The following is a 20,517-nucleotide window of genomic DNA, read 5'->3' on the forward strand; positions in this document are numbered from 1 at the left end:
GTAAGTGTAATGGAAAGGCAAAGCTAAAATAAAATGATTCCACCTAAGAACGTTTAACAATTTCTTATAGAGTATTTACCTACAAATTACATTGTGAATGACGAATTGAATTGGTCAATACCTGTTTTACTAAACCGTTTGAGAAAATACCCCGAAAAAACCTTAAAAATACCCACTAATGGGTATTTTTTTTAAGGTGTAGTATGTATAGTTTTACATCGTACTGATAACCCCCCAAGATACCGTACAAAAAATTTAGTTGTGTGTTTTATATTATCAAAAGCTCCCTTTCTCCATACTGAGGGGGCTTTTGTTTTTTATATAAAAGCAAAAAGCCGGCAATTGCCGACTTTCTTATTATCTACATATCAATTATTAAATATTCCGGTTAGCACAACAGGTGCACTATGCTTTCTATGATAAGGACGATAATCTTTGTCATGGCGCTGTTATTTAGCGGGTGTATTGTTTATCTTTTTCCACGACATTAGCAACGGGAACATACAGCCTATTACAAGCGGCACATATATTTTAATGTGGAAAAAATACTGCACTGCAAAGCCTATAAGCAACATTGCAAAAATACAGGTGGCAAAAAGAATTATAAATTTTAAGTAAGGTTTCATTAGTAAAATAATTATTGGTTAACTATATAATTTTAAAGTAACAACTTTAGATGTGAGGATAGCGCTTATGCTTTTTTCTTCCACGGGCCAAAAAAGACAACTTTAAGTCCGGCTAAAAACCCTAAACCGAAAAAAGCTATTAAAAAAATCCCCAAACCTTTTACAAGTGTTGGATATTCTAGCGAAGGATCATTAGCGGTAGTAGTAAACAAATGGATACCGAGAAGTACAAAAAGCATTGCTAAACCTAAACCGAAGAAATTCTTTGCCATGATAATGAAATTTTATGTGTGTTGTAATCCCTGATTGTTTATAGTTCAAATTTAATGATACTACATTACTAAAAATTGTAAAATTGGGACAGTTCAGTCCTCAAAACTCCAATACGTTTCCTGTGTACCCAGGTGCGTAAGCTTAGAGAGCAATGCCTTAGGCGACTCGTGCGTTACGGCTTTAAAGTGCTTTATATAATGCGCCTGGTCGTAGTAAAGGCTGTACAGCGCCACATCGGTCAGTGTGGCATCATCGCCCGCCTGTTGCGAATAATTAAGCGCATTGCGAAACATTACCAGCTTTTTATACTCCTCTACCGATGCGCACAAGTGCTTTTTAAACAGGCGCAGCAGGGTTTTACGGTTTACACCGGTAAGGTCTGATAGTTCTTCTACCCTCACGGCACCATTGCTGTTAAGTATTTCCTGCAAAGCTTTTTTCATGACAGGCTCATCAAAACCGGTATAGGCATTGCGAAAGAATTCATCAAGGAGGATGGCCTTTTGCTCAGGATCGGTCAGGTCAAAAATAGTATCAACAGCTATTTTAAGAGCATCGCCAAAGTAAGAGAACTCAGAAAACGATGGCACAAACACATCGCACAATGGTTTGTTTATAAAATGATTTATACCCAATGGGTTAAACACTACACCTATTTTATAAAAACAACCTTCTATATCTACTTTAAAGCTTTGGTGGGTATTGATGGAATAAAATATCTGGCATTCATTACCCGGTAACGGCCGCACTACACTGCCTTCATCGGTAAAGCGTACGTGAGAATTTTTGTAGAGGGTAAGTGCGTGCTTGTAATTAGGGTAAAATGTAAACTTGCTCGAAAAACCGGGATCATCAGAAGTGTGAAAATAATAGTAGTCAATGTGCTTAGCTACAAGTTCGTCCTTTGGGGTAATGGTTATAAAATTTCCTTTGTTCATCAATGGTTACGGGCATATACTTAGTTGTAAAAATAACTAATTACAGGTATTTTATAAAATTAATTAGCTATCAAATTTAATATTTGCTAAATTTGGAGAACACGCCTTTAATTTTTATAAATTTTGGATAAAAACACTCATAAATCAGACTACATAGGCAATCGCTTTACAGTACCTGCCGAGTGGGATACCGTTTTTACTCATTTTTATTATGGTGAAAATACAGGCAAAACTGACATCACTAAAATTTTACTGCCCGATTTTAAGCCCCTGTTAGTTTTTAACTTTGGCAGCCCCATGCAAATTGTAGGCGAAACAGAGCACGTGATAACCGATGTAGCAGTTACTTCTCCGCTAAAAAGGGTAGTGCAATACAGCATGTCGCCCGGTAGTGTGTTGTTAGTTGCCAATTTTAAAGATGATGCCTTTTACCGCTTTTTTGGTACCGCCATGCCTGCAGGCCATTTATTTATGCATCCTGATAAACTTATCGATTCCAAATGCTTTAGCCTGCTGCACGGCCAGTTAAAATCATTTGCTGAACCCGAAGCTAAAATAAACTATCTCCTTAACTACGCCAAAGCTTTTATTGCCGATAGCACAGGCCTGTTTGATGATGCCCCGGAGGATGATTATTTTAATCCCATTAAGGTTATTGCCCAAAAAAGCGGACTGAGCGAAAGGAGTATCCAGCTGCAATACAAAAAGCAATTGGGTTACAGCGCTAAAGAACTGACACGGTTTGCGCGTTTTCAAAAAGTATTATCAAGCCCTGCCCTGCATCTGCCTAAAGGCGATAAAGTTAATTGGTTTGATGTTATTGAAGCCTTTGGCTATTACGACCAAAGCCATCTAATTGCCGACTTTAAATACTACATTGGACTTTCTCCCCTAAATTACATAAGGCTGCAACAGGAGTTTTGCAACCCGCCTGCCCTGAGCTGATTTCGTTTTCTTCCAATTTTTAGAGATTGCATCAAAGTAAGTTTGTAGTATAATATTAAACTACAAACAATGAACTACTTAGTTATTTATGCCCATCCCAACCCCGCAAGCCTTAACCATACTTTAAAGGAAACAGTTGTAAATACACTCACACTTGCCGGACATAATGTTATGGTGCGCGACCTTAACGCTATTGGTTTTAACCCGGTATTATCTTTAGATGACATGGCAGGGCAGCGTGCCGGGACCGTAGCACCCGATGTAACTAAAGAACAGCAACACATACGTTGGGCTGACTGCCTTGTTTTTATCTACCCCATTTGGTGGACAGGCCTGCCTGCAATTATGAAAGGTTATATAGACCGTGTATTCTCTTATGGGTTTGCGTATAGCTATGATAAAGGCGTACAGGAGGGCTTACTAAAGGGCAAAAAGGCGATTATAATCAACACCCATGGTAAAACACATGCAGAATACAAAGCTAATGGCCTTGGTGAAGCTTTAATACAAACTTCGCATACCGGTATCTTTACCTATTGCGGATTTGAGATTGTTGCCCACCTGTTTTTTGACGGCGCAGACCGCGCCACTGCTGAGAAAATTTCAGCATGGCAGGAAGAAATTATTAGAATCATAAAATAATTTTTAAAGTTTACATAAAATATTATTTTAGGTTAATCTAAATTTATAGTTTTGCAATTATAAAAAGTAAAATAACCTAATGAAAATACACGTACTTATATTATTGTTTTTTAGTTCTTTTGGATTTTGCCAAACGGGCAGCATCTCCGGAAAAATTACCGATGGCCGCGACCCTATACCGGCAGTTAATGTAATTATTACACCTCTTGGCACAAGTACGGTTGCCGACGCTGATGGTAACTATTCGTTTAAAGAGTTACCGTATGGCAATTATGAAATTATTTTCAGCAGTGTTGGCTATAAAAATAACCGAAGGAAAATTACACTCAATAGTGCATCTCAAGTGCTTGATATTTCACTTTTGGAAGACAATAAAGACTTAGACGAAGTGGTTATTACAGGAACCATGAAAGAGGTAAGCCGATCTGAGAGCCCGATACCGGTAGAGATCATCACGCCAAAATTATTTAAGAAGAATCCTACGGCAAGCCTTTTTGAAGCCGTGGGCATGATAAATGGTGTGCAGCCACAACTTAACTGCGCTGTGTGTAACACCGGCGACATCCATATAAATGGTATGGAGGGCCCGTATACCATGATCTTGATAGATGGCATGCCCATAGTAAGTTCGCTATCTACAGTATACGGACTAAGCGGCATACCCAACAGTATTGTAGAGCGCATAGAGGTGGTAAAAGGCCCGGCATCGTCGCTGTATGGGTCGGAGGCTATGGGGGGTATCATCAATGTAATTACAAAAACACCTTACAAGGCACCTATGATAAGCGCCGATTACTTTTTTACCAGTTGGGGCGAGCAAAGCCTTGATGCTGCGGTTAAGATAAAGGCTGGTACAGCCACATCGTTATTAGGCGTTAACTACTTTAATTACAACGTAAGGGCCGACAAGAACAACGACAACTTTACCGATGTTACCCAGCAAAACCGCATTTCGATTTTTAATAAATGGAATTTCGACCGTAAAGAAAACCGCCTGTTTAGCATTGCAGGCCGTTATGTGTATGAAGACCGCTGGGGTGGAGAGATGAACTGGACCAAGCAATGGCGCGGCTCCGACAGCATTTATGGCGAGAGCATTTACACCCGCCGTGCCGAGCTTATTGGTTTGTACCAACTGCCTACAACTGAAAGGATATTTACGCAGTTCTCATACAACTGGCACGACCAGAACTCCTATTATGGCGATACGCCTTACATGGCTACGCAGCAGGTGGGCTTTATACAAACGTATTGGGACAAGCAGTTTGGCGAAAACCACACATTTTTGCTGGGTGCCGCCATGCGCTACACCAAGTATGACGATAACACGCCTGCCACTGCGCGCTTAGATGGCAGCAACAGCCCGCAAAACACGCCGCTGCCGGGCTTGTTTATACAAGATGAATGGGCGCTAAACAGCAAACACAAGCTTTTGGGCGGCTACCGTTTTGATTATGACAAGAACCACGGTGGGGTGCATTCGCCCCGTGTCGCCTACAAGTTTAGCCCTAATGTGCATAATACCTTCAGGGCAAGTTTTGGTACGGGTTTTAGGGTGGTTAACCTGTTTACCGAAGACCACGCCGCCCTTACCGGTGCCCGCGAAGTTGTTATTGCCGAAGCCTTAAACCCGGAACGCACTTACAATGGTAACCTTAACTATGTGCTTAAGGTGCCGTTAAGCTTTGCTGTATTAGGCCTTGATGCTACCGGCTTTTACTCCTACTTTACCAATAAAATTGTGGGAGATTTTGACACCGACCCTACAAAAATTATCTACGATAACCTTAACGGGCATGCTATATCGCAGGGAGTTTCGGTTAATACCGATTTGCAGTTTAACTTCCCGCTAAAAGTAATGGCCGGGATATCATACATGGATGTTTTTCAAAAAGAGGCACTTGATGGCGGTGGGACATCTAAGGTACAACAACTGCATGCCCCTAAATGGAGTGGTAACTTTATTGCTACCTATACCCTGCCCAACAACTATAGTGTAGATGTTACCGGCAACTGGTACGGCCCCATGCGCCTGCCCATTTTACCAAACGATTACAGGCCGGAATATTCGCCGTGGTTTACCATTGCCAATGTGCAGTTTACCAAAAAATTTGATTATGGTTTAGAGCTTTATGGCGGCGTTAAGAACGTATTCGATTTTGTACCGAAATATTCACTTATCCGTCCGTTCGACCCTTTTAATAAAGATGTAGACAACCCAATTACCAACCCTAACGGCTACACGTTTGATACTACCTATAATTATGGCTCGCTACAAGGCAGGCGTATGTTTTTAGGCGCGCGTTACAGTTTCTTTTAAAAATTTATTTAGCCACAAATTGCACGAATTACACAAATTTATATAGAGTTTCCCATCTTAATATTATTAGTGTAATTCGTGTCTAAACATCACTACAAGCGCGATTTTTCTTCGCTATCCTGCTTGGCGGTTTTGCCTTCCAGCTTTTGGTTACCAAACCGGTACTTAAATTGCAGGCGGAAACTTTGGGTATCATTATAATTGTTGGAATAGCTGTACTGGTTGGCATATCGTGTAGAAAGGCTTTGCTTTTGCCCCCTGTAAACATCAGAGAATATAACAGCCAGTTCCCCCTTTCCTTCCCAAAAGAATTTCTTTAAGCTAAGCGACAAGTCGGATATGGCGCTGTAATTATTTGTGCCCTGCACCGTGGGTGACTGGTAGAAAAAGTTTGCCTCAGCCAGCAGGTCTTTCTTTTTGCTCAGGTTAAAGCGGTTGTTTATGCTTCCGCTGGCATTCCACTTCTTATTAGTGTACAACCCACCATCCGGTCCCTGAAAAGTATTTTCAAGATAACCCGTGTCGGCCTGCCATCCCTGTTGCCACCAGGCAAACACATCTATACTGGTATTAAAGCTAAGCCCCAACGACTTGTTATCTTTAATATTGGTGTATTGGGTAACCAGCGTATTGGTGGCATAATCCTGGTAGGTAATTTCCATAGCTGGGCTTTTCTCATAATTGTAATACACATCAAAATTATATTTGTTTTTAAGGGTATACAACAAGCTAAAATTATGCGATATAGCAGGCTGCAATCTGGGGTCGCCGGTGCTGTAACTGTATGGGTTGGCATACAGCCTAAAGGGGTTTAGCGCAGCATATTGCGGACGGATAATACGTTTGCCATACGATACTCCAATTTGGTTATTATCATTCGCTTTATACATGGCGTACAGTGTTGGAAACAGCTTAAAATAGTCCTGCCTGTTAACCTCAGCAGTGGTAACCGAATTACCTTTAAGATGGGTGTTCTCGCCTCGCAGGCCTGCCTTAAGGCTCCATTTACCAAACTCTTTATCGGCTCCTAAATAACCCGCAATAACCGATTCATCATACAAAAAGCGGTTATCCATGGCAATGTCCTGTTGGGCATCGTTAAAGTAGCTAAAATCGTTTTTGGCATTAACCGTGCCGTAGCGCAACCCGGCCTCTATGTTGTAGCCGCTGGTTTCTCCGGTAAAATCAGCCTGGGCAGAAAACAGCCCAATACGCCTCGTATCGCCGCTGATAATATTGTTAGTTCGGTAGGATTCCAGGCCCGGTAACGAAAATTCAGCCGCTACTGCCTGGTCTTGGTTAAAGTTATGGCGTGTATAATCTGATGAAAAACTTATTTTATCCTTAGCTGAGAATTTATGCTCAAAAGAGCCGTTTATGGTATTGTTCTTTTGCGGATACACCCTTCGGTTGTGTGTGTTGTAAAGCGAATCAAGCTGCCCGCCCGCCCCGTAAATAGCTGTATTGCTGTTAATATTAGCTGTGCTCTTTAGGCTAAAAAAACCATTTACACCCACGTTAACCGTGTTTAAGGTATCAAGCTGATATTCGGCAGTAAGGTTATAACTGTTTTGCGATGTAGCCCTGTAATGCACGTTTTCAGTGCTCTTCCATACCGATCGTGTTTGCCCATCTGCACCAGAGTAGCGCACTTCACTATCATTTTCTCCATAATAATGCCCGGTACCAAACATATAGCCCCCGTAAACAGAAAATTTATTGTCCTTGTAATAATGGTTGGTACTAACTACCCCTTTAGGATACATGGTTTGCACATAGGCACCGGACACCGATGCCTTATAGCCCTGAGTACCATTCTTTTTCATTTTAATATTCAGTACAGCACTGCCCTGCGCTTCATATTTTGCAGGCGGCGTGGTTATTACCTCGATAGATTTAATATCGTCGCCATTGGTGTTTTCCAGTAAATTCTTCAGTTCGGTTCCGGTTAAGTATACCTTCCTGTCGTTTATGGTAACCAGTATACCGCTGCTCCCGCGTATGGAGAGCCCCCCGCCAGCCATAGTTACACCCGGTGTTTTACGCAATATTTCCCAGGCGTTGTCAGATGAGAGTATTGAGTTTTCTACGTCAAATTCCAGGCGGTCTACTTTGCGCTTTACCACCGGCCTTTTAGAGTTGATGACCACATCGTTAAGCTGTTTAGCGTTTTCCTTTAAAATAATATCGGGTATCAGCATATCCTCTTCAATCGATACCCTTGAAAGATGGTTTGCAAAACCCAGAGTGCTTATTTTCAAAATATAATTGCCTGGGGCAACATCAGTAATGGTAAAACGCCCGGCCTCGTCGGTAAAAGCTGCTTTGTAAACGGTGCTGTCCTGTACCTGTAATAGCACGGCATCGGCAAAAGACACAGCATTGTTACCGCTATCTTTTACGTTGCCCGTTACCGCCGCATTTTGCGCCAGCCCCGGCAGGCTGAAAAATAGCAACAGTACAATAATTTTGATTGATGGTGAACCCATGATGATTGATTTGATTTGATGATTGGTGCAAATCTCGGCAAGTGCATTCAATTACACGGTTAATGCTGGGTTAACGGACGGTTAATGACTATAATTTTTTGTAAACCTACAGGCTAATATGTTAGTTTTGTATAGCATTATTTATCATGAAGCGCAAAATAACCCTCTTAATTACCGGATGCATACTATCTGTAGCGGCGCTTGCCTGCATTCAGGGCTATTTTATACACAACACCTACAGCCTTTATGTAAAGGAGGCCGACCATGCCATAAGGCAGCAATTGCTGGAACTGGAAACCACCGGAAAGCTTAGCGAACTTAACGAGGTATGGATGAAAAACACTGCTGATTTTTTAGGCGAGTACTACAGGGGAAAATCTACTAAGGCCGAATATAAAAAACGTGTACTGGAAACATCTAAGGAACTTTCTAAAGAAATGTCGAAATTTATAATCAGAGAACATTTTTTTGAAGATTACGATGTGAGCTACAACAACTATATAAGCACCATTGTGGCTACTGACAACTATGTAAACGACACCGTTTTTGCAGAAAAAATATTACTGTACGGCAATAACACTGATAATGCCAAAGAGATACCGGCATCGCAATCTAACTGGCACGGCGCTACGCCAATAATAAGCCCTGATGATACCAGCCATAAATTTGAAGTTATTACCAGGCGCACGTACAGCATAGCCAACTGGCAAAAACAGATAGCCCTTAAAATGACAGGCATGCTGATTTTTACCTTTGCCTTATTAGCTTTTGTTGTTTTGTTGTTTTACCTGAGCATCAAAAACCTTATCAGTCAAAAGAAAATAGCAGATATTAAAACCGATTTCATTAACAACATTACCCACGAGTTCCAAACGCCTATCGCAGCTATGGATATTGCAGTGAAAACATTACAACACAAAGAGCATGAACTTACGCCGGAGCAATTTGGCAACAGCCTTTCTATTATTGGCAGGCAAAATATCCGTATGCAAAAACTTTTTAAACAGGTTACCGATGCATCACTTATGGACGGTGAAATTAGAACAGCTTACGCCGAACCCTTAGGCTGCGCCGACATCAATGAGATCGTTTATGATTTTAAATTATCGCACCAAGGTGTGGTTATTGAATGCCCGGCAGAATCAGGGTCCACAATTTTTATGGACAGGCATCACCTGACCACAGTGTTGCTTAACTTGCTGGATAATGCTGCAAAATATGGTGGAAAAAACATTAAAATCAAACTAAAGAGTGAGGAAAAAACCACATTGCTTTCGGTTAGTGATGATGGTATTGGCATCCCTCAAAAAGAAAAAACAGTTATTTTTGATAAATTTTATCGTATAGAAAAAGGCAACATTCACACCACTAAAGGGCTTGGGCTTGGGCTGTACTATGTAAGCCAGATCGCGAAAGCTTATAACGGTACGGTTTCCGTTGCATCTACCGAAGGCCGGGGCAGTATGTTTACCCTATCATTTCCACAGCCATGAAACACATTTTATTAGCCGAAGACGATTTTGATTATGCCAGTATCTTAAAACAATACCTGGAAATTAGCGGCTTTAAAGTAACCTGGGCTAAAGATGGTGCCGAAGCTTTGGAGATGTTCTCTTATGCTAAGCCTGACATTTGCGTATTTGATGTAATGATGCCTAAAATGGATGGCTTTACCCTTGCCGAAACCATCATTGCAGAACATCCTGAAACACCCATTGTTTTTTTAACCGCTAAGAGTTTAAAAGAAGATAAGATAAAAGGGCTTAAGCTTGGCGCCGACGATTACGTGGTTAAGCCTTTTGAAGCTGATGAACTGATACTGCGCATTAATAACATATTAAAGCGTACGCAGCGATCTGCTGCTGTTGCTTCTCCTCAAGTAGAAACCACTATTGGCAAATACACATTTAACAACGCTAATTATACCCTTAGCCATAACACCACCCTGCACCGCCTTACCGAAAGGGAAGCCCACTTAATAAGCTACCTTAACACTAACCGCAACCGCCTGCTTAAACGCGAAGACATACTGGGACAAATTTGGGGCAGCGACGATTTTTTCTCGGGCCGCAGTATGGATGTTTTTATAAGCCGTTTGCGAAAGTATTTTAACGAAGACCCCGGTATTACCATTACTGGATACCGGGGCCTTGGATTAGAATTTAATGTAACGCAGCAATCTACTTATTAATAGGCACCGGCTCTTTATTTTCATTAATGGCTACAAAGGTAAAGTTACCAGTAATGGCCTTTTCCCTTTTTAGGGAATACATATCTTCTACAAAGATCTCTACATGCACCTGCATACTTGTATTGCCTATATGGCCCACCTTACCAATAAACTCAGCAAAGGTACCGGCGGGTATCGGCTTTTTAAAGTCGATACGGTCGCTGCTCACGGTAACTACGCGCTGGCGGCTAAAACGGGTGGCTGTTATAAAGGCCACCTCATCCATAAGGTGCATGGCTGCACCCCCAAAAAGTGTATCGTAATGATTTGTAGTATTAGGAAAAACCGCCTTAAAAATGTGAGTTTCGGCGGCTTGTATTTTTTCTTCTATTGTCATTTTATAGTTTTAGTTGTTCCTTACATCGCCCCACACAAGGTAGGTAGCACCCCATGTAAAACCGGCGCCAAAGGCTGTAAGTAAAAGTTTATCGCCTGGTTTAAAGTCGGCTTTAAAATCCCATAAGCAAAGCGGTAACGTACCGGCTGTGGTATTACCGTAGCGCTGTATGTTAACCTTTACTTTTTCTTTAGGTATGTTAAGTTTTTCGCCTACAGCATCTATAATGCGCAGGTTAGCCTGGTGGGGTATTACCCAATCTATATCCTCAGCCGTAAGGTTATTTTTCTCTAACAGCTTAAGGCAGGCACTGCTCATACCCCTAATAGCATTTTTAAATACGGTTTTGCCATCCTGTTGTACAAAATGCTTTTTAGCGGCCACGGTTTCTGCCGAAGCAGGAAACTCCGACCCGCCCGCCGGTACAGATAGCACCGATCCGCCAATGCCATCGGTCATGAACAGGTTATCCTGTATGCCCGCGGCTGTTTGTGTAGGCTCTAAAAGTACTACACCGGCGCCATCACCAAAAAGTACACAGGTATTGCGGTCTTCGTAGTTTACAATGCTGCTCATTTTATCGGCACCAATAACAAGAACCTTTTTATAACGGCCTGTTTCTATAAACATACCCCCTGTAGACAGCGCATATAAAAAGCCGCTGCACGCAGCATTAAGGTCTAAACCAAAAGCATTACTAAGGCCTGCCTTATGGCAAACCAGGGCCGCTGTTGGGGCAAGCAGATAATCAGGGGTAGATGTGGCAAGGAGTACACAATCTATCTCTTCGGGTTTAACATTAGCGTTGGCCAGCAAATCTTTAATAGCAAGAACAGCCATATCGCTGGTTGCCATAAGCGGGTCGCTTGCTATGCGCCTCTCCTTAATTCCTGTACGTGTGGTAATCCATTCATCATTGGTATCTACCATCTTTTCAAGCGTAGCATTATCTAAAACAGTATCGGGAACATAGCCCCCTATCGCAGTAATTACTGCATTAATTGTATTCATTATGTTAGTTCTTGTATCTGGGTCCTAAATATAATAATTCTGCCTGCACATTGAAACTCTCATGCAGACAGAATTAACATTTATCAGGAAAGCGCCAATTCTTTCAGTCGCAATTCCTTAGCCGCAGCCACCATCTCGGCAAGAGCCTGCTTCGTTTCGGGCCAATGGCGTGTTTTCAGTCCGCAGTCCGGGTTTACCCAAAGTTGCTCTTTTGGTATAACCAGTGCTGCCTTATTCATTAATATAACCATTTCTTCTTTGTTAGGTACCCGTGGCGAATGTATATCATACACCCCCGGACCTATCTGGTTAGGATACTTAAAATCAGCAAAAGCATCCAACAGTTCCATTTGCGAGCGCGAGCACTCTATGGTTATTACATCGGCATCCATATTGGCAATGTCCTCTATAATATCATTAAATTCAGAATAGCACATATGTGTATGAACCTGCGTTGCATCATCTACACCCGATGCTGATATCCTGAAAGCAGTAACTGCCCAGTTTAAATACTCCCGCCACTGCTCTTTTCGCAAGGGCAATCCTTCGCGAATGGCGGGCTCATCTATTTGTATGATCTTAATACCCGCAGCCTCAAGATCTGCCACCTCATCACGAATAGCCAATGCTATCTGGGTACAGGTATCTTTTCGCGGCTGGTCATTACGTACAAAAGACCATTGCAATATCGTCACCGGCCCTGTTAGCATACCCTTAACCAGCTTATTGGTTAGCGACTGCGCGTAGGCCGACCATTTAACCGTCATGGCCTGTGTACGGTAAACATCGCCATAAATAATGGGAGGCTTAACGCAGCGGCTGCCATAACTTTGCACCCATCCGTTTTTTGTAAAAGCAAAGCCTTCAAGCTGTTCGCCAAAGTACTCTACCATATCGTTGCGTTCAAACTCCCCATGCACAAGCACATCAAGGCCTATCGATTCCTGAAAGCGTATGGTTGCTTCGGTCTCTTTTTTAACCAGAGCCTCGTATTGGCTAAGGGTTATTGCTTCTTTCTTAAGCTGAGCCCTCCAGCCCCTAACGCCCGCAGTTTGCGGAAACGAACCTATAGTGGTTGTGGGGTACAAAGGTAAGTTTAAAATTTTAGCCTGTATATTTTTCCTTATACTAAAAGGATTATTTCTTTTAGAATCACCTTCGGTAATGGAGGCTACACGTTCTTTTACCGTTGTATTGTGTATAAGCCCCGATGTTTTTTTAGAGGCAATAGCGGCTATATTACTCTTTAGACTGTTGGCGGCATTGGTTATATTTTCGCTATTGGCAAGTTGTTTTAAAACCACCACCTCGTTTATCTTTTGCTTTGCAAAGGCAAGCCAGTCCCTGATTTGCGGCGTTAGCGTCGCATCGTTGGTTTCTAAATCCGAATCGCAGGGAGCATGCAACAGTGAACATGATGGCGCTATGATAATACGGTTTTTACCAAGTTTTTTAACGGCGGTATCTATTATTTTTAGCGATGCCGTAAAATCGTTCTTCCAGATGTTGCGCCCATCTACTATACCCAATGATAGTGACAAGCCATCGGGCACTATGTCAAGCAGCTGCTGCAACTGCTCAGGGTTACGAACCAGATCAATATGCAGCGCACAAACCGGTAACGATACGGCCAGTTGTGAATTTTCGCCAAGGCCTTCAAAATAAGTAGCAATCAGCACTTTCAGGTCGGGGAAAGCCATTTTTATCTCGGTGTAAACGTAAATTAGTGCTGTTTTATCTTTTTCCGAAAGATGTAGCGCAAGGAACGGCTCATCAAACTGTATCCATTCGACACCTTTATCTACAAGTTCAGTAATAATATCAATATAAACCGGCAACAGGTTCTTTATAAGGTCGATACGATCAAAACCGGCTTCTTTTTCTTTACCCAAAAGCAGGTAGCTTACCGGGCCTATAATAACGGGCTTGGTAAGTATGCCGTTTGCCTTGGCTTCTATAAATTCATCTACTATCTTTTTTGAAAAGAAACTAAACTCCTGGTTTTTATAAAATTCCGGCACTATATAGTGGTAGTTGGTATCAAACCACTTGGTCATTTCCATAGCGGTAATATCAAGCCCGTCTTTTTGGTAACCACGTGCCATGGCAAAATACAGGTCGGTTTGGCTTTTATCGCCCAATACCTCATACCGTGCAGGGATGACACCAAGAGTTAAGGAGAGGTCCAGCACCTGATCGTACAACGAAAAATCGTTAGACGGGATAAGGTTGATTCCTGCCTCTTTTTGCAGGTAAAGGTTGTGAAGCCTGAGCTGCTGTGCGGCGTGGAGTAACTCCTGTTGAGAGATGTTGCCTGCCCAGTAGTTTTCGCAGGCTTTTTTAAGCTCCCTGTTGCTACCAATGCGCGGGTAGCCAAGATTGTTTGTGAACATTTTTTTTGCTTTTAAAAAATTAATAAATTAGTTAAAAGCCCTTTTGCCCATTTCACAATGCCTTAAAGGAGTATATAGCGGTACCGCCACGATACAGTTATCCTATAACGTGAGAAGTATAACCAATAGCTCCAGATCGCGAAAGCATTGTCAAGTTAGTAATGGCAGGTCTCCTGACTTGTAACATTTTTACCGTCCTTCCCACCCGTACAGGCAGTGGACAACATGGGTAAAAACTTGTGCGTTACTTACAGTTGCGCGACAGCTCGTGATTTGCACACGATTCCCTTTTAATAACGGCTTTCGCCGATAACCATTTCCGTTTGAAAGAAATTAAGTAAAGAACTTAGGCGGCAAATATAGCACGAAACTTTTAAAAAAAGCAGCAAAGTTTTAAAGTGCCATTATCAGGTATATAACTATACAGCTTCAGGATTAAAATATTGGGTTCATTGTTGTCAATCAAATCACAAATCATTATTTAACTTTAAAGAAACTCGAAACCCTAAATCCAAAATATTTCTCACTATATCGTTTGAAATTTTATATCTTAGCATAAATGTAAAACAAACACTTATTAATTATGCTAAGAAAATTATTCGTATGTTGCCTTATACTTGCCAAAATGCTATCCTACGCACAAGAGGTGCCGCCACCTACCCTGCCTGTTTTACCGTTTAACCCTAAAAACCCGGGAATACACGATCCGGTTATGGCAAAGGAGGGCGACACGTATTATGTTTATGGTACGGGCAAGGGTATTGTTACCATGTACTCTAAAGACCTTAAAACCTGGACCGAAGGCAAGCCTATTTTTGATGCCCTGCCCGATTGGGTGCTAAAGGCGCTGCCTAATTTTAAGGGCGACATTTGGGCGCCGGATATCATATTTTACAAAGGGCAGTACCATATTTTTTATGCCTGCAACGCCACTCCCGGCAAGCCTGATGCCGCCATAGGCCATGCCACCTCTCCTACCCTTAACCAAAAAAGCCCTGCCTATAAATGGACCGACCATGGCAAGATTGTACAGTCGGTACTGGGGCGCGATCTGTGGCAGGCCATTGACCCTAATATTATTGTTGATGATGCCGGAACGCCGTGGTTTATCTTTGGGTCGTTTTGGGATGGCCTAAAGGCTGTAAAGATGACCGATGACATGATGCAGCTTAAACACCCCGAAGAATGGCATACCATTGCCCGCAGGCCAACATCGCAAAAGCCTTATAATTATGGCCTTGAAGACAGCCAGATTGAAGGCGCATTTGTGTACAGGCACGGCGATTATTACTACCTTTTTGCCTCTTTTGATATGTGCTGCCGTGGCGTAAACAGCAATTATCACGTGGTGGTAGGCAGGAGTAAATCAGTTACGGGCCCTTATGTAGATAAGGCAGGTTATGATATGATAGACGGCAACGGCACCGACTTTGCCATAGGTGATGGTGTAAAATATGCTGCCCTGGGCCACAACTCAGTTTACCTTATAGATGGCAAGGAGTATTTTGTTGCCCACGGCTACTCTATTCCTGATGGTGGTGCCTCTAAGCTTATTGTTACCGAATTAAAGTGGGATAAGAATGGGTGGCCCTACATTAAATTACAACAATAATTTCAGATTTAAGAAGGTAGATTTCAGATTGAACTTCACTCCTGTGAATAAACATAAAAGCGATTGTTTAAAGATATGAGTGAAGTTCAATCTGAAATCTAAAATCTGAACTCCGCAGTTACTCTGCCATAAAGCGATCAAAAGACCTCCAGTATTTATCTTTATAAATATCGCTGGTTAAGGAGATTTGATTGGAATATAGTTTTTTAGTTGAATAAAAAACCTTTGATGGTTTCCTGAAATCTTTACAGGCAAAATATATTTCTCTTACACCATTGGCAGTTTCATGTCCTATATTTAAATAACCGTCAGCATCTTTAAGCTCCGCCATAAGGTGTTCTTCTATCGTGTAGAGAAGTGCGCTGGTAGCTTCATCAGGCATACCTCCATCTGCATATTTAAGAGTAACAATACCAATCCACGGATGCGATGCCTTGGCATCCCATTTAAGTAAATCGGTATTTACAGTAGCAATAATATAATCATCCTGATTAGCATTTGCTTCAAACAATGAATAAGAATCATTTTCGGTATCGTGCTTAACACCATCGTACTTTTCAACAAATTCCTTTTCGCGCCAAATCAGGTAACTTTTAAGCTTCTCTATAGCAATAAGTTCTTTTGTGGCCATTTTCTGGCTCACAAAAGAGATATTATCTATTACCGTGGCAGAGGCAATCTCTCCAAGATAATTATCTAAAAATATGTATGATCCGCTTATAATCTGTTCGCTATTTTCTTCAGAATAATCTTTATGAACGATGGATATATCGATTTCATCCGGATAATTAGGCAATTCATTCGGATAGAAAAAAAGTGTTTCTCCGCTAAAGGCTGTATCTCCCATCTGGATGGTGTATCTGTCGATATCCATTTCAGGTTTAAGAGCGGTAAACCTCCACCCCTTAATTTGCGGGGCAGCGGCAATAAGCTCTTCTACAAAAACAATAGTTTTTACATCGCCGTCAGCCGTGAGTATTAGTTCGGCTATATCATTATTATACATACCACACAAATACCAGATACCTTCTTTTATATAGCCAAGTTTTGGAGCTAAATGGTTAAAGAAATCTTTTTCAAAATCCCCTCTTTCATTTACAACCTTATAAAAAGCTTTTTCGTTTGATTCAAACCAGTCCCAAAAATCCTTATAAGAGGTAATGGCAATTTCTTTCTCAACAACCTGCTTCTTAGCAAACAATTTATCAAATAATCCCATCACAAATTATATCAAAGTTTTAACCTCATCAAAATTTAACCCGCCATAATTACCACTGCTCATAAGCAGCAACGCAACACCTTCGGTATCATATTTTAAGTGGTATAAATATTCTTTAAACGCAGCAGGGTTAGTATAAATAATAAGGTCTTCCCGGTTAAAGGCCTGGGCAATTTGCTCGTAGGTAACCTCTTCAAGTTGTTTTATCTTAACGGCATCGGGGCTGTAAAAAACCACGGCAACATCGGCAGCATCAAGTGCGCCCTCATACTCCTTTAAAAACTCGGCGTTAAGGCTGCTATAGGTGTGCAGCTCCAGGCAGGCAATAAGGGTTTTGTTAGGGTACTGCTCTTTAACCGCTTTGGTAGTGGCTGAAACCTTACTTGGCGAATGTGCAAAATCTTTATAGGCAACATTTTTACCGTTCTCGGCAATTTTTTCCAGGCGTTTACTGGCTCCTTTAAAGGTGGCAATGGCTTCGTAAAAATCGGCTTCATCAATACCCATGTTCTGGCAAATCCATTTAGCGCCGGCAAGGTTGTTAAGATTGTGCGCACCAAAAACTTCAATAGGCATAGGGCCTTCGGGCGTTTCTAAAAGGGTTATACCATCTTTAACGGTATATTGGGGTGTGCTGTAGGGCAGTTTACGAATAGGATTCGTCGCAGCCTCAGCCACGCGCTTCACCTCAGGGTCGTTTTCGTTATACACTAAAATTCCGCCATTGGTAATCTTTGCTATAAATATCTCAAACTGCTCTACATAACTCTCGTAGGTAGGAAATACGTTTATATGATCCCACGCTATGCCGCTAATAAGGGCAATATTAGGCTGGTACAGGTGAAATTTAGGCCTTAAATCCATAGGAGACGACAGGTATTCATCGCCTTCCAGCACAATAAAATCGTTCTCCTCGGTAAGGTGTACCATCGTATCAAAGCCCTCCAATTGGGCGCCAACCATATAATCTACCTCGCGGTTATGGTAATTCATAACATGCAAAATCATACTGGTAATAGTGGTTTTGCCGTGGCTGCCACCAATAACTACGCGGGTTTTGTTTTTACTTTGCTCGTACAAAAATTCGGGGTAACTGTAAATCGTCAGCCCTAATTCCTGCGCTTTAAGCAATTCAGGATTATCGGCCTTAGCGTGCATACCCAGGATAACAGCCTCAATATCGGACGTAATCTTTTCCGGAAACCAGCCCAACGTTTCGGGCAACAGCCCACGTTTTTCAAGGCGGGTGCGGCTCGGCTCAAAAATAGCATCGTCGCTGCCGGTTACTTTATATCCTTTGTTATGTAGGGCTAGTGCCAGATTGTGCATGGCGGCGCCGCCTATAGCAATAAAATGTGTACGCATTTTTATGTGTAAGTGTTAAATGTATTGTTGTAGCAACCAGCACTGCAACCTTTAGCCTGCAGAGTTATACTTTTGCAAGGCGAGCATCAAAAGTAATAAAATGATTGTAGATGTGCCATGCCTGCCAAAACAAAAAAGTAGTACGCTATTTTTATAGAAGGTGTATTTTTTAAAACTCCACGCTATTCTTGCTAAAATCATGGTAAAATAAAACTGTCCAATGTTCATCTTTAGCCTGCTGTTCCCATTTTTGGCGTTGCTCTTTTGCGGTAACCCCATCAAAATCTGACTTGTAAGCAATGTGGAATTTTAAGTAGCTTTTTTGCGGGAGGTTATCGGCACCGTAAAAAGTAGTGACACCACCTTCTTTTATCCAAAACACCTGATGGAACGGCGTATGCCCACCGGTAACTTCATAATGTATAAAATTACCTATTGCACCCTGATTATCAGTCATGAATACAAGGTTAGGCAGTTCCGCTACCTTTTCTAAAACATCCTGGTTAAAGGAATGGCTTCCTATTTCCCCCAATGCATAAGTGAGTTCATTTTGCTGTAAATAAATATTGGCATTAGGGAAATTGCATACAAATTCATCGCCATCAATATAGCCAAGCCCATCAATATGGTCTTTATGAAGGTGCGACAACAGTACCTTTGTAACATCCTGTGCTCTATAGCCGGCTTCCTCAATAAGTTGTATTATTACATGCTTCCCAGCATTAACACATCCCAGTCCTGCATCCAGCAAAATAACATCATCCGGCAGAACAATTAAAAACGGACAAACCGACATTTTAAGCAACTCAGGGTTAGCCACTTCCACCTCTTCGCGGGTTATTTTAGTAAATATTTTGTCTTTGGTTACGGTAAAAATGCCTTCGTTAAGGGGTATAATTTTCATTCAATACTTCTTTATAGCAAAGTAACTAATAATGGAGCGAAACACCTGTATTACTGGCTGAAAAATACCTCAATAGGCAATTTCAATAAAATAGCGTACTTTTGCAGCTTGTAAAGTTTCAACGTGCATTCTGCCAGAAGCTTTAATTTAAATTAAGAAGAAATGACAGAAGGGAATTTTGTAGATTACGTAAAGATATATGTGTCGTCTGGTAAGGGCGGCAAGGGATCTACACACCTGCACAGGGAAAAATTTATAGAAAAAGGTGGGCCAGATGGTGGCGATGGCGGCCGTGGCGGCCACGTATACCTTGTGGGTAACAAAGGGTTATGGACACTTTTTCACTTAAAATTTGCAAGGCATATTAAAGCCGGGCATGGTGGCGATGGCGGTAGCGCGCGCAGTACCGGTGCCGATGGCGACGATAAATACATTGAAGTACCCTTAGGTACCGTGGTTAAAGACCAGGAAACCGGAGAGGTAATGTTTGAAATAACCGAACATGGCGAAAAACGAATTGTTGCCAAAGGCGGCAAGGGGGGCCTTGGTAACTGGCACTTTAGAAGCTCTACCAACCAAACGCCGCGTTATTCGCAGCCGGGTATGCCACCCGAAGAGAATGATATAATACTGGAACTTAAGGTATTGGCCGATGTAGGCCTTGTAGGCTTCCCTAACGCAGGTAAGTCTACGTTACTATCGGTGCTTACTTCGGCGAAGCCGAAAATTGCTGATTACCCGTTTACCACGCTTAAACCTAACTTAGGTATAGTGTCGTATAGGGATTACCAATCGTTTGTAATTGCCGATATTCCCGGAATTATAGAGGGCGCTGCCGAAGGTAAAGGCCTGGGACACTACTTTTTAAGGCATATAGAGCGTAACTCGGTGCTTATTTTCCTTATCCCTGCCGATGCGGGTGATATAGAGAAAGAGTACGAAATATTGCTTGATGAACTACGCCGTTATAACCCTGAAATATTAGACAAAGAACGCGTAATTGTAATCTCTAAATGTGATATGCTGGATGACGAACTTAAAGCCGAAATGAAAGATACTCTGGATGTTAGCTTTAAAAACATCCCCTACCTTATGATATCTTCGGTAGCGCAGCAAGGCCTGGTGGAGTTGAAAGACAAACTGTGGCAGATGCTGAATGTAGAAGCTGAATAGATATTAGATAATAGAAAATAGATAATAGAAAACCGCCCCA

Annotated in this window: 17 protein-coding genes and 1 riboswitch; of the genes, 7 read left to right on the forward strand and 10 right to left on the reverse strand. The window is 41.8% G+C overall.

Translation table 11 applies throughout. The features are described from left to right. Positions 1–449: 449 nt before the first annotated feature. The 3 genes from FMM05_RS20965 to FMM05_RS08045 all read right to left on the reverse strand — a co-directional run bounded on the left by FMM05_RS20965 (position 450) and on the right by FMM05_RS08045 (position 1,837). Complete coding sequence (locus FMM05_RS20965; protein ID WP_185965532.1) at positions 450–626, reverse strand: hypothetical protein; 177 nt, start codon at positions 624–626, stop codon at positions 450–452. Between the two features lie 65 nt (positions 627–691). Further along, complete coding sequence (locus FMM05_RS08040; RefSeq protein WP_143372827.1) at positions 692–898, reverse strand: hypothetical protein; 207 nt, start codon at positions 896–898, stop codon at positions 692–694. Positions 899–991: 93 nt separating this feature from the next. Then, positions 992–1,837: an AraC family transcriptional regulator gene (locus FMM05_RS08045; RefSeq protein ID WP_143372828.1), complete on the reverse strand. Its 846-nt coding sequence runs from the start codon at positions 1,835–1,837 to the stop codon at positions 992–994. 123 nt (positions 1,838–1,960) lie between these two features. Between FMM05_RS08045 and FMM05_RS08050 the strand changes: the two genes are divergently transcribed. From FMM05_RS08050 to FMM05_RS08060, 3 genes are all read left to right on the forward strand, one after another. Beyond that, a complete protein-coding gene (locus FMM05_RS08050; RefSeq protein WP_143372829.1) occupies positions 1,961–2,782 on the forward strand; it encodes a helix-turn-helix domain-containing protein in 822 nt (273 codons plus the stop codon). A 69-nt stretch (positions 2,783–2,851) separates the two neighbouring features. Then, complete coding sequence (locus FMM05_RS08055; RefSeq protein WP_143372830.1) at positions 2,852–3,424, forward strand: NAD(P)H-dependent oxidoreductase; 573 nt, start codon at positions 2,852–2,854, stop codon at positions 3,422–3,424. A gap of 79 nt (positions 3,425–3,503) precedes the next feature. Further along, positions 3,504–5,744 (forward strand): TonB-dependent receptor, encoded by a 2,241-nt coding sequence (locus FMM05_RS08060; RefSeq protein ID WP_143372831.1) that lies wholly within the window; start codon positions 3,504–3,506, stop codon positions 5,742–5,744. A gap of 92 nt (positions 5,745–5,836) precedes the next feature. On the opposite strand, the gene FMM05_RS08065 is transcribed toward FMM05_RS08060, so the two are convergent. After that, positions 5,837–8,233 (reverse strand): outer membrane beta-barrel family protein, encoded by a 2,397-nt coding sequence (locus tag FMM05_RS08065; RefSeq protein ID WP_143372832.1) that lies wholly within the window; start codon positions 8,231–8,233, stop codon positions 5,837–5,839. A gap of 146 nt (positions 8,234–8,379) precedes the next feature. Here FMM05_RS08065 and FMM05_RS08070 point away from each other — a divergent pair, with 146 nt between their 5' ends. Continuing rightward, positions 8,380–9,726, forward strand: a complete 1,347-nt coding sequence (locus FMM05_RS08070) for a sensor histidine kinase (RefSeq protein WP_143372833.1) — start codon at positions 8,380–8,382, stop codon at positions 9,724–9,726. Continuing rightward, positions 9,723–10,424, forward strand: a complete 702-nt coding sequence (locus tag FMM05_RS08075) for a response regulator transcription factor (protein WP_143372834.1) — start codon at positions 9,723–9,725, stop codon at positions 10,422–10,424. Before FMM05_RS08070 ends, FMM05_RS08075 begins: the two co-directional genes overlap by 4 nt. Here the strand turns inward: FMM05_RS08075 and FMM05_RS08080 are convergent. The 3 genes from FMM05_RS08080 to metE form a co-directional block, all read right to left on the reverse strand. Continuing rightward, positions 10,414–10,800: an acyl-CoA thioesterase gene (locus tag FMM05_RS08080; protein WP_143372835.1), complete on the reverse strand. Its 387-nt coding sequence runs from the start codon at positions 10,798–10,800 to the stop codon at positions 10,414–10,416. The genes FMM05_RS08075 and FMM05_RS08080 overlap by 11 nt on opposite strands. Positions 10,801–10,809: 9 nt before the next feature. Further along, positions 10,810–11,811: a beta-ketoacyl-ACP synthase III gene (locus FMM05_RS08085; protein WP_143372836.1), complete on the reverse strand. Its 1,002-nt coding sequence runs from the start codon at positions 11,809–11,811 to the stop codon at positions 10,810–10,812. An 83-nt stretch (positions 11,812–11,894) separates the two neighbouring features. Then, positions 11,895–14,204, reverse strand: a complete 2,310-nt coding sequence (gene metE, locus FMM05_RS08090; RefSeq protein ID WP_143372837.1) for a 5-methyltetrahydropteroyltriglutamate--homocysteine S-methyltransferase — start codon at positions 14,202–14,204, stop codon at positions 11,895–11,897. Between the two features lie 146 nt (positions 14,205–14,350). Then, a riboswitch (cobalamin riboswitch) is annotated at positions 14,351–14,537 on the reverse strand. Positions 14,538–14,787: 250 nt separating this feature from the next. On the opposite strand from metE, the gene FMM05_RS08095 reads away from it, so the two are divergent. Further along, positions 14,788–15,816, forward strand: a complete 1,029-nt coding sequence (locus FMM05_RS08095; protein ID WP_235894381.1) for a family 43 glycosylhydrolase — start codon at positions 14,788–14,790, stop codon at positions 15,814–15,816. 118 nt (positions 15,817–15,934) lie between these two features. On the opposite strand, the gene FMM05_RS08100 is transcribed toward FMM05_RS08095, so the two are convergent. From FMM05_RS08100 to FMM05_RS08110, 3 genes are all read right to left on the reverse strand, one after another. Continuing rightward, positions 15,935–17,035 (reverse strand): DUF695 domain-containing protein, encoded by a 1,101-nt coding sequence (locus tag FMM05_RS08100; RefSeq protein WP_143372999.1) that lies wholly within the window; start codon positions 17,033–17,035, stop codon positions 15,935–15,937. 6 nt (positions 17,036–17,041) lie between these two features. Next, positions 17,042–18,400 (reverse strand): UDP-N-acetylmuramate--L-alanine ligase, encoded by a 1,359-nt coding sequence (locus FMM05_RS08105; RefSeq protein WP_143372838.1) that lies wholly within the window; start codon positions 18,398–18,400, stop codon positions 17,042–17,044. 169 nt (positions 18,401–18,569) lie between these two features. Beyond that, a complete protein-coding gene (locus FMM05_RS08110) occupies positions 18,570–19,304 on the reverse strand; it encodes an MBL fold metallo-hydrolase (protein WP_143372839.1) in 735 nt (244 codons plus the stop codon). 162 nt (positions 19,305–19,466) lie between these two features. On the opposite strand from FMM05_RS08110, the gene obgE reads away from it, so the two are divergent. Continuing rightward, on the forward strand, positions 19,467–20,477 hold the full coding sequence (gene obgE, locus FMM05_RS08115) for a GTPase ObgE (protein WP_143372840.1): 1,011 nt from the start codon (positions 19,467–19,469) through the stop codon (positions 20,475–20,477). Positions 20,478–20,517: the final 40 nt, after the last annotated feature.

This window comes from Flavobacterium zepuense, from assembly GCF_007097145.1.
In the GTDB taxonomy this organism is placed as follows: domain Bacteria; phylum Bacteroidota; class Bacteroidia; order Flavobacteriales; family Flavobacteriaceae; genus Flavobacterium; species Flavobacterium zepuense.

Coding starts and splice junctions, on each gene's coding strand:
- FMM05_RS08060 (WP_143372831.1), top strand. CDS start 3,504: ATGAAAATACACGTACTTATATTATTGTTTTTTAGTTCTTTTGGATTT.
- FMM05_RS08055 (WP_143372830.1), top strand. CDS start 2,852: ATGAACTACTTAGTTATTTATGCCCATCCCAACCCCGCAAGCCTTAAC.
- FMM05_RS08085 (WP_143372836.1), bottom strand. CDS start 11,811: ATGAATACAATTAATGCAGTAATTACTGCGATAGGGGGCTATGTTCCC.
- FMM05_RS08105 (WP_143372838.1), bottom strand. CDS start 18,400: ATGCGTACACATTTTATTGCTATAGGCGGCGCCGCCATGCACAATCTG.
- FMM05_RS08045 (WP_143372828.1), bottom strand. CDS start 1,837: ATGAACAAAGGAAATTTTATAACCATTACCCCAAAGGACGAACTTGTA.
- metE (WP_143372837.1), bottom strand. CDS start 14,204: ATGTTCACAAACAATCTTGGCTACCCGCGCATTGGTAGCAACAGGGAG.
- FMM05_RS08080 (WP_143372835.1), bottom strand. CDS start 10,800: ATGACAATAGAAGAAAAAATACAAGCCGCCGAAACTCACATTTTTAAG.
- FMM05_RS20965 (WP_185965532.1), bottom strand. CDS start 626: ATGAAACCTTACTTAAAATTTATAATTCTTTTTGCCACCTGTATTTTT.
- FMM05_RS08040 (WP_143372827.1), bottom strand. CDS start 898: ATGGCAAAGAATTTCTTCGGTTTAGGTTTAGCAATGCTTTTTGTACTT.
- FMM05_RS08070 (WP_143372833.1), top strand. CDS start 8,380: ATGAAGCGCAAAATAACCCTCTTAATTACCGGATGCATACTATCTGTA.
- FMM05_RS08100 (WP_143372999.1), bottom strand. CDS start 17,035: ATGGGATTATTTGATAAATTGTTTGCTAAGAAGCAGGTTGTTGAGAAA.
- obgE (WP_143372840.1), top strand. CDS start 19,467: ATGACAGAAGGGAATTTTGTAGATTACGTAAAGATATATGTGTCGTCT.
- FMM05_RS08095 (WP_235894381.1), top strand. CDS start 14,788: ATGCTAAGAAAATTATTCGTATGTTGCCTTATACTTGCCAAAATGCTA.
- FMM05_RS08075 (WP_143372834.1), top strand. CDS start 9,723: ATGAAACACATTTTATTAGCCGAAGACGATTTTGATTATGCCAGTATC.
- FMM05_RS08110 (WP_143372839.1), bottom strand. CDS start 19,304: ATGAAAATTATACCCCTTAACGAAGGCATTTTTACCGTAACCAAAGAC.
- FMM05_RS08065 (WP_143372832.1), bottom strand. CDS start 8,233: ATGGGTTCACCATCAATCAAAATTATTGTACTGTTGCTATTTTTCAGC.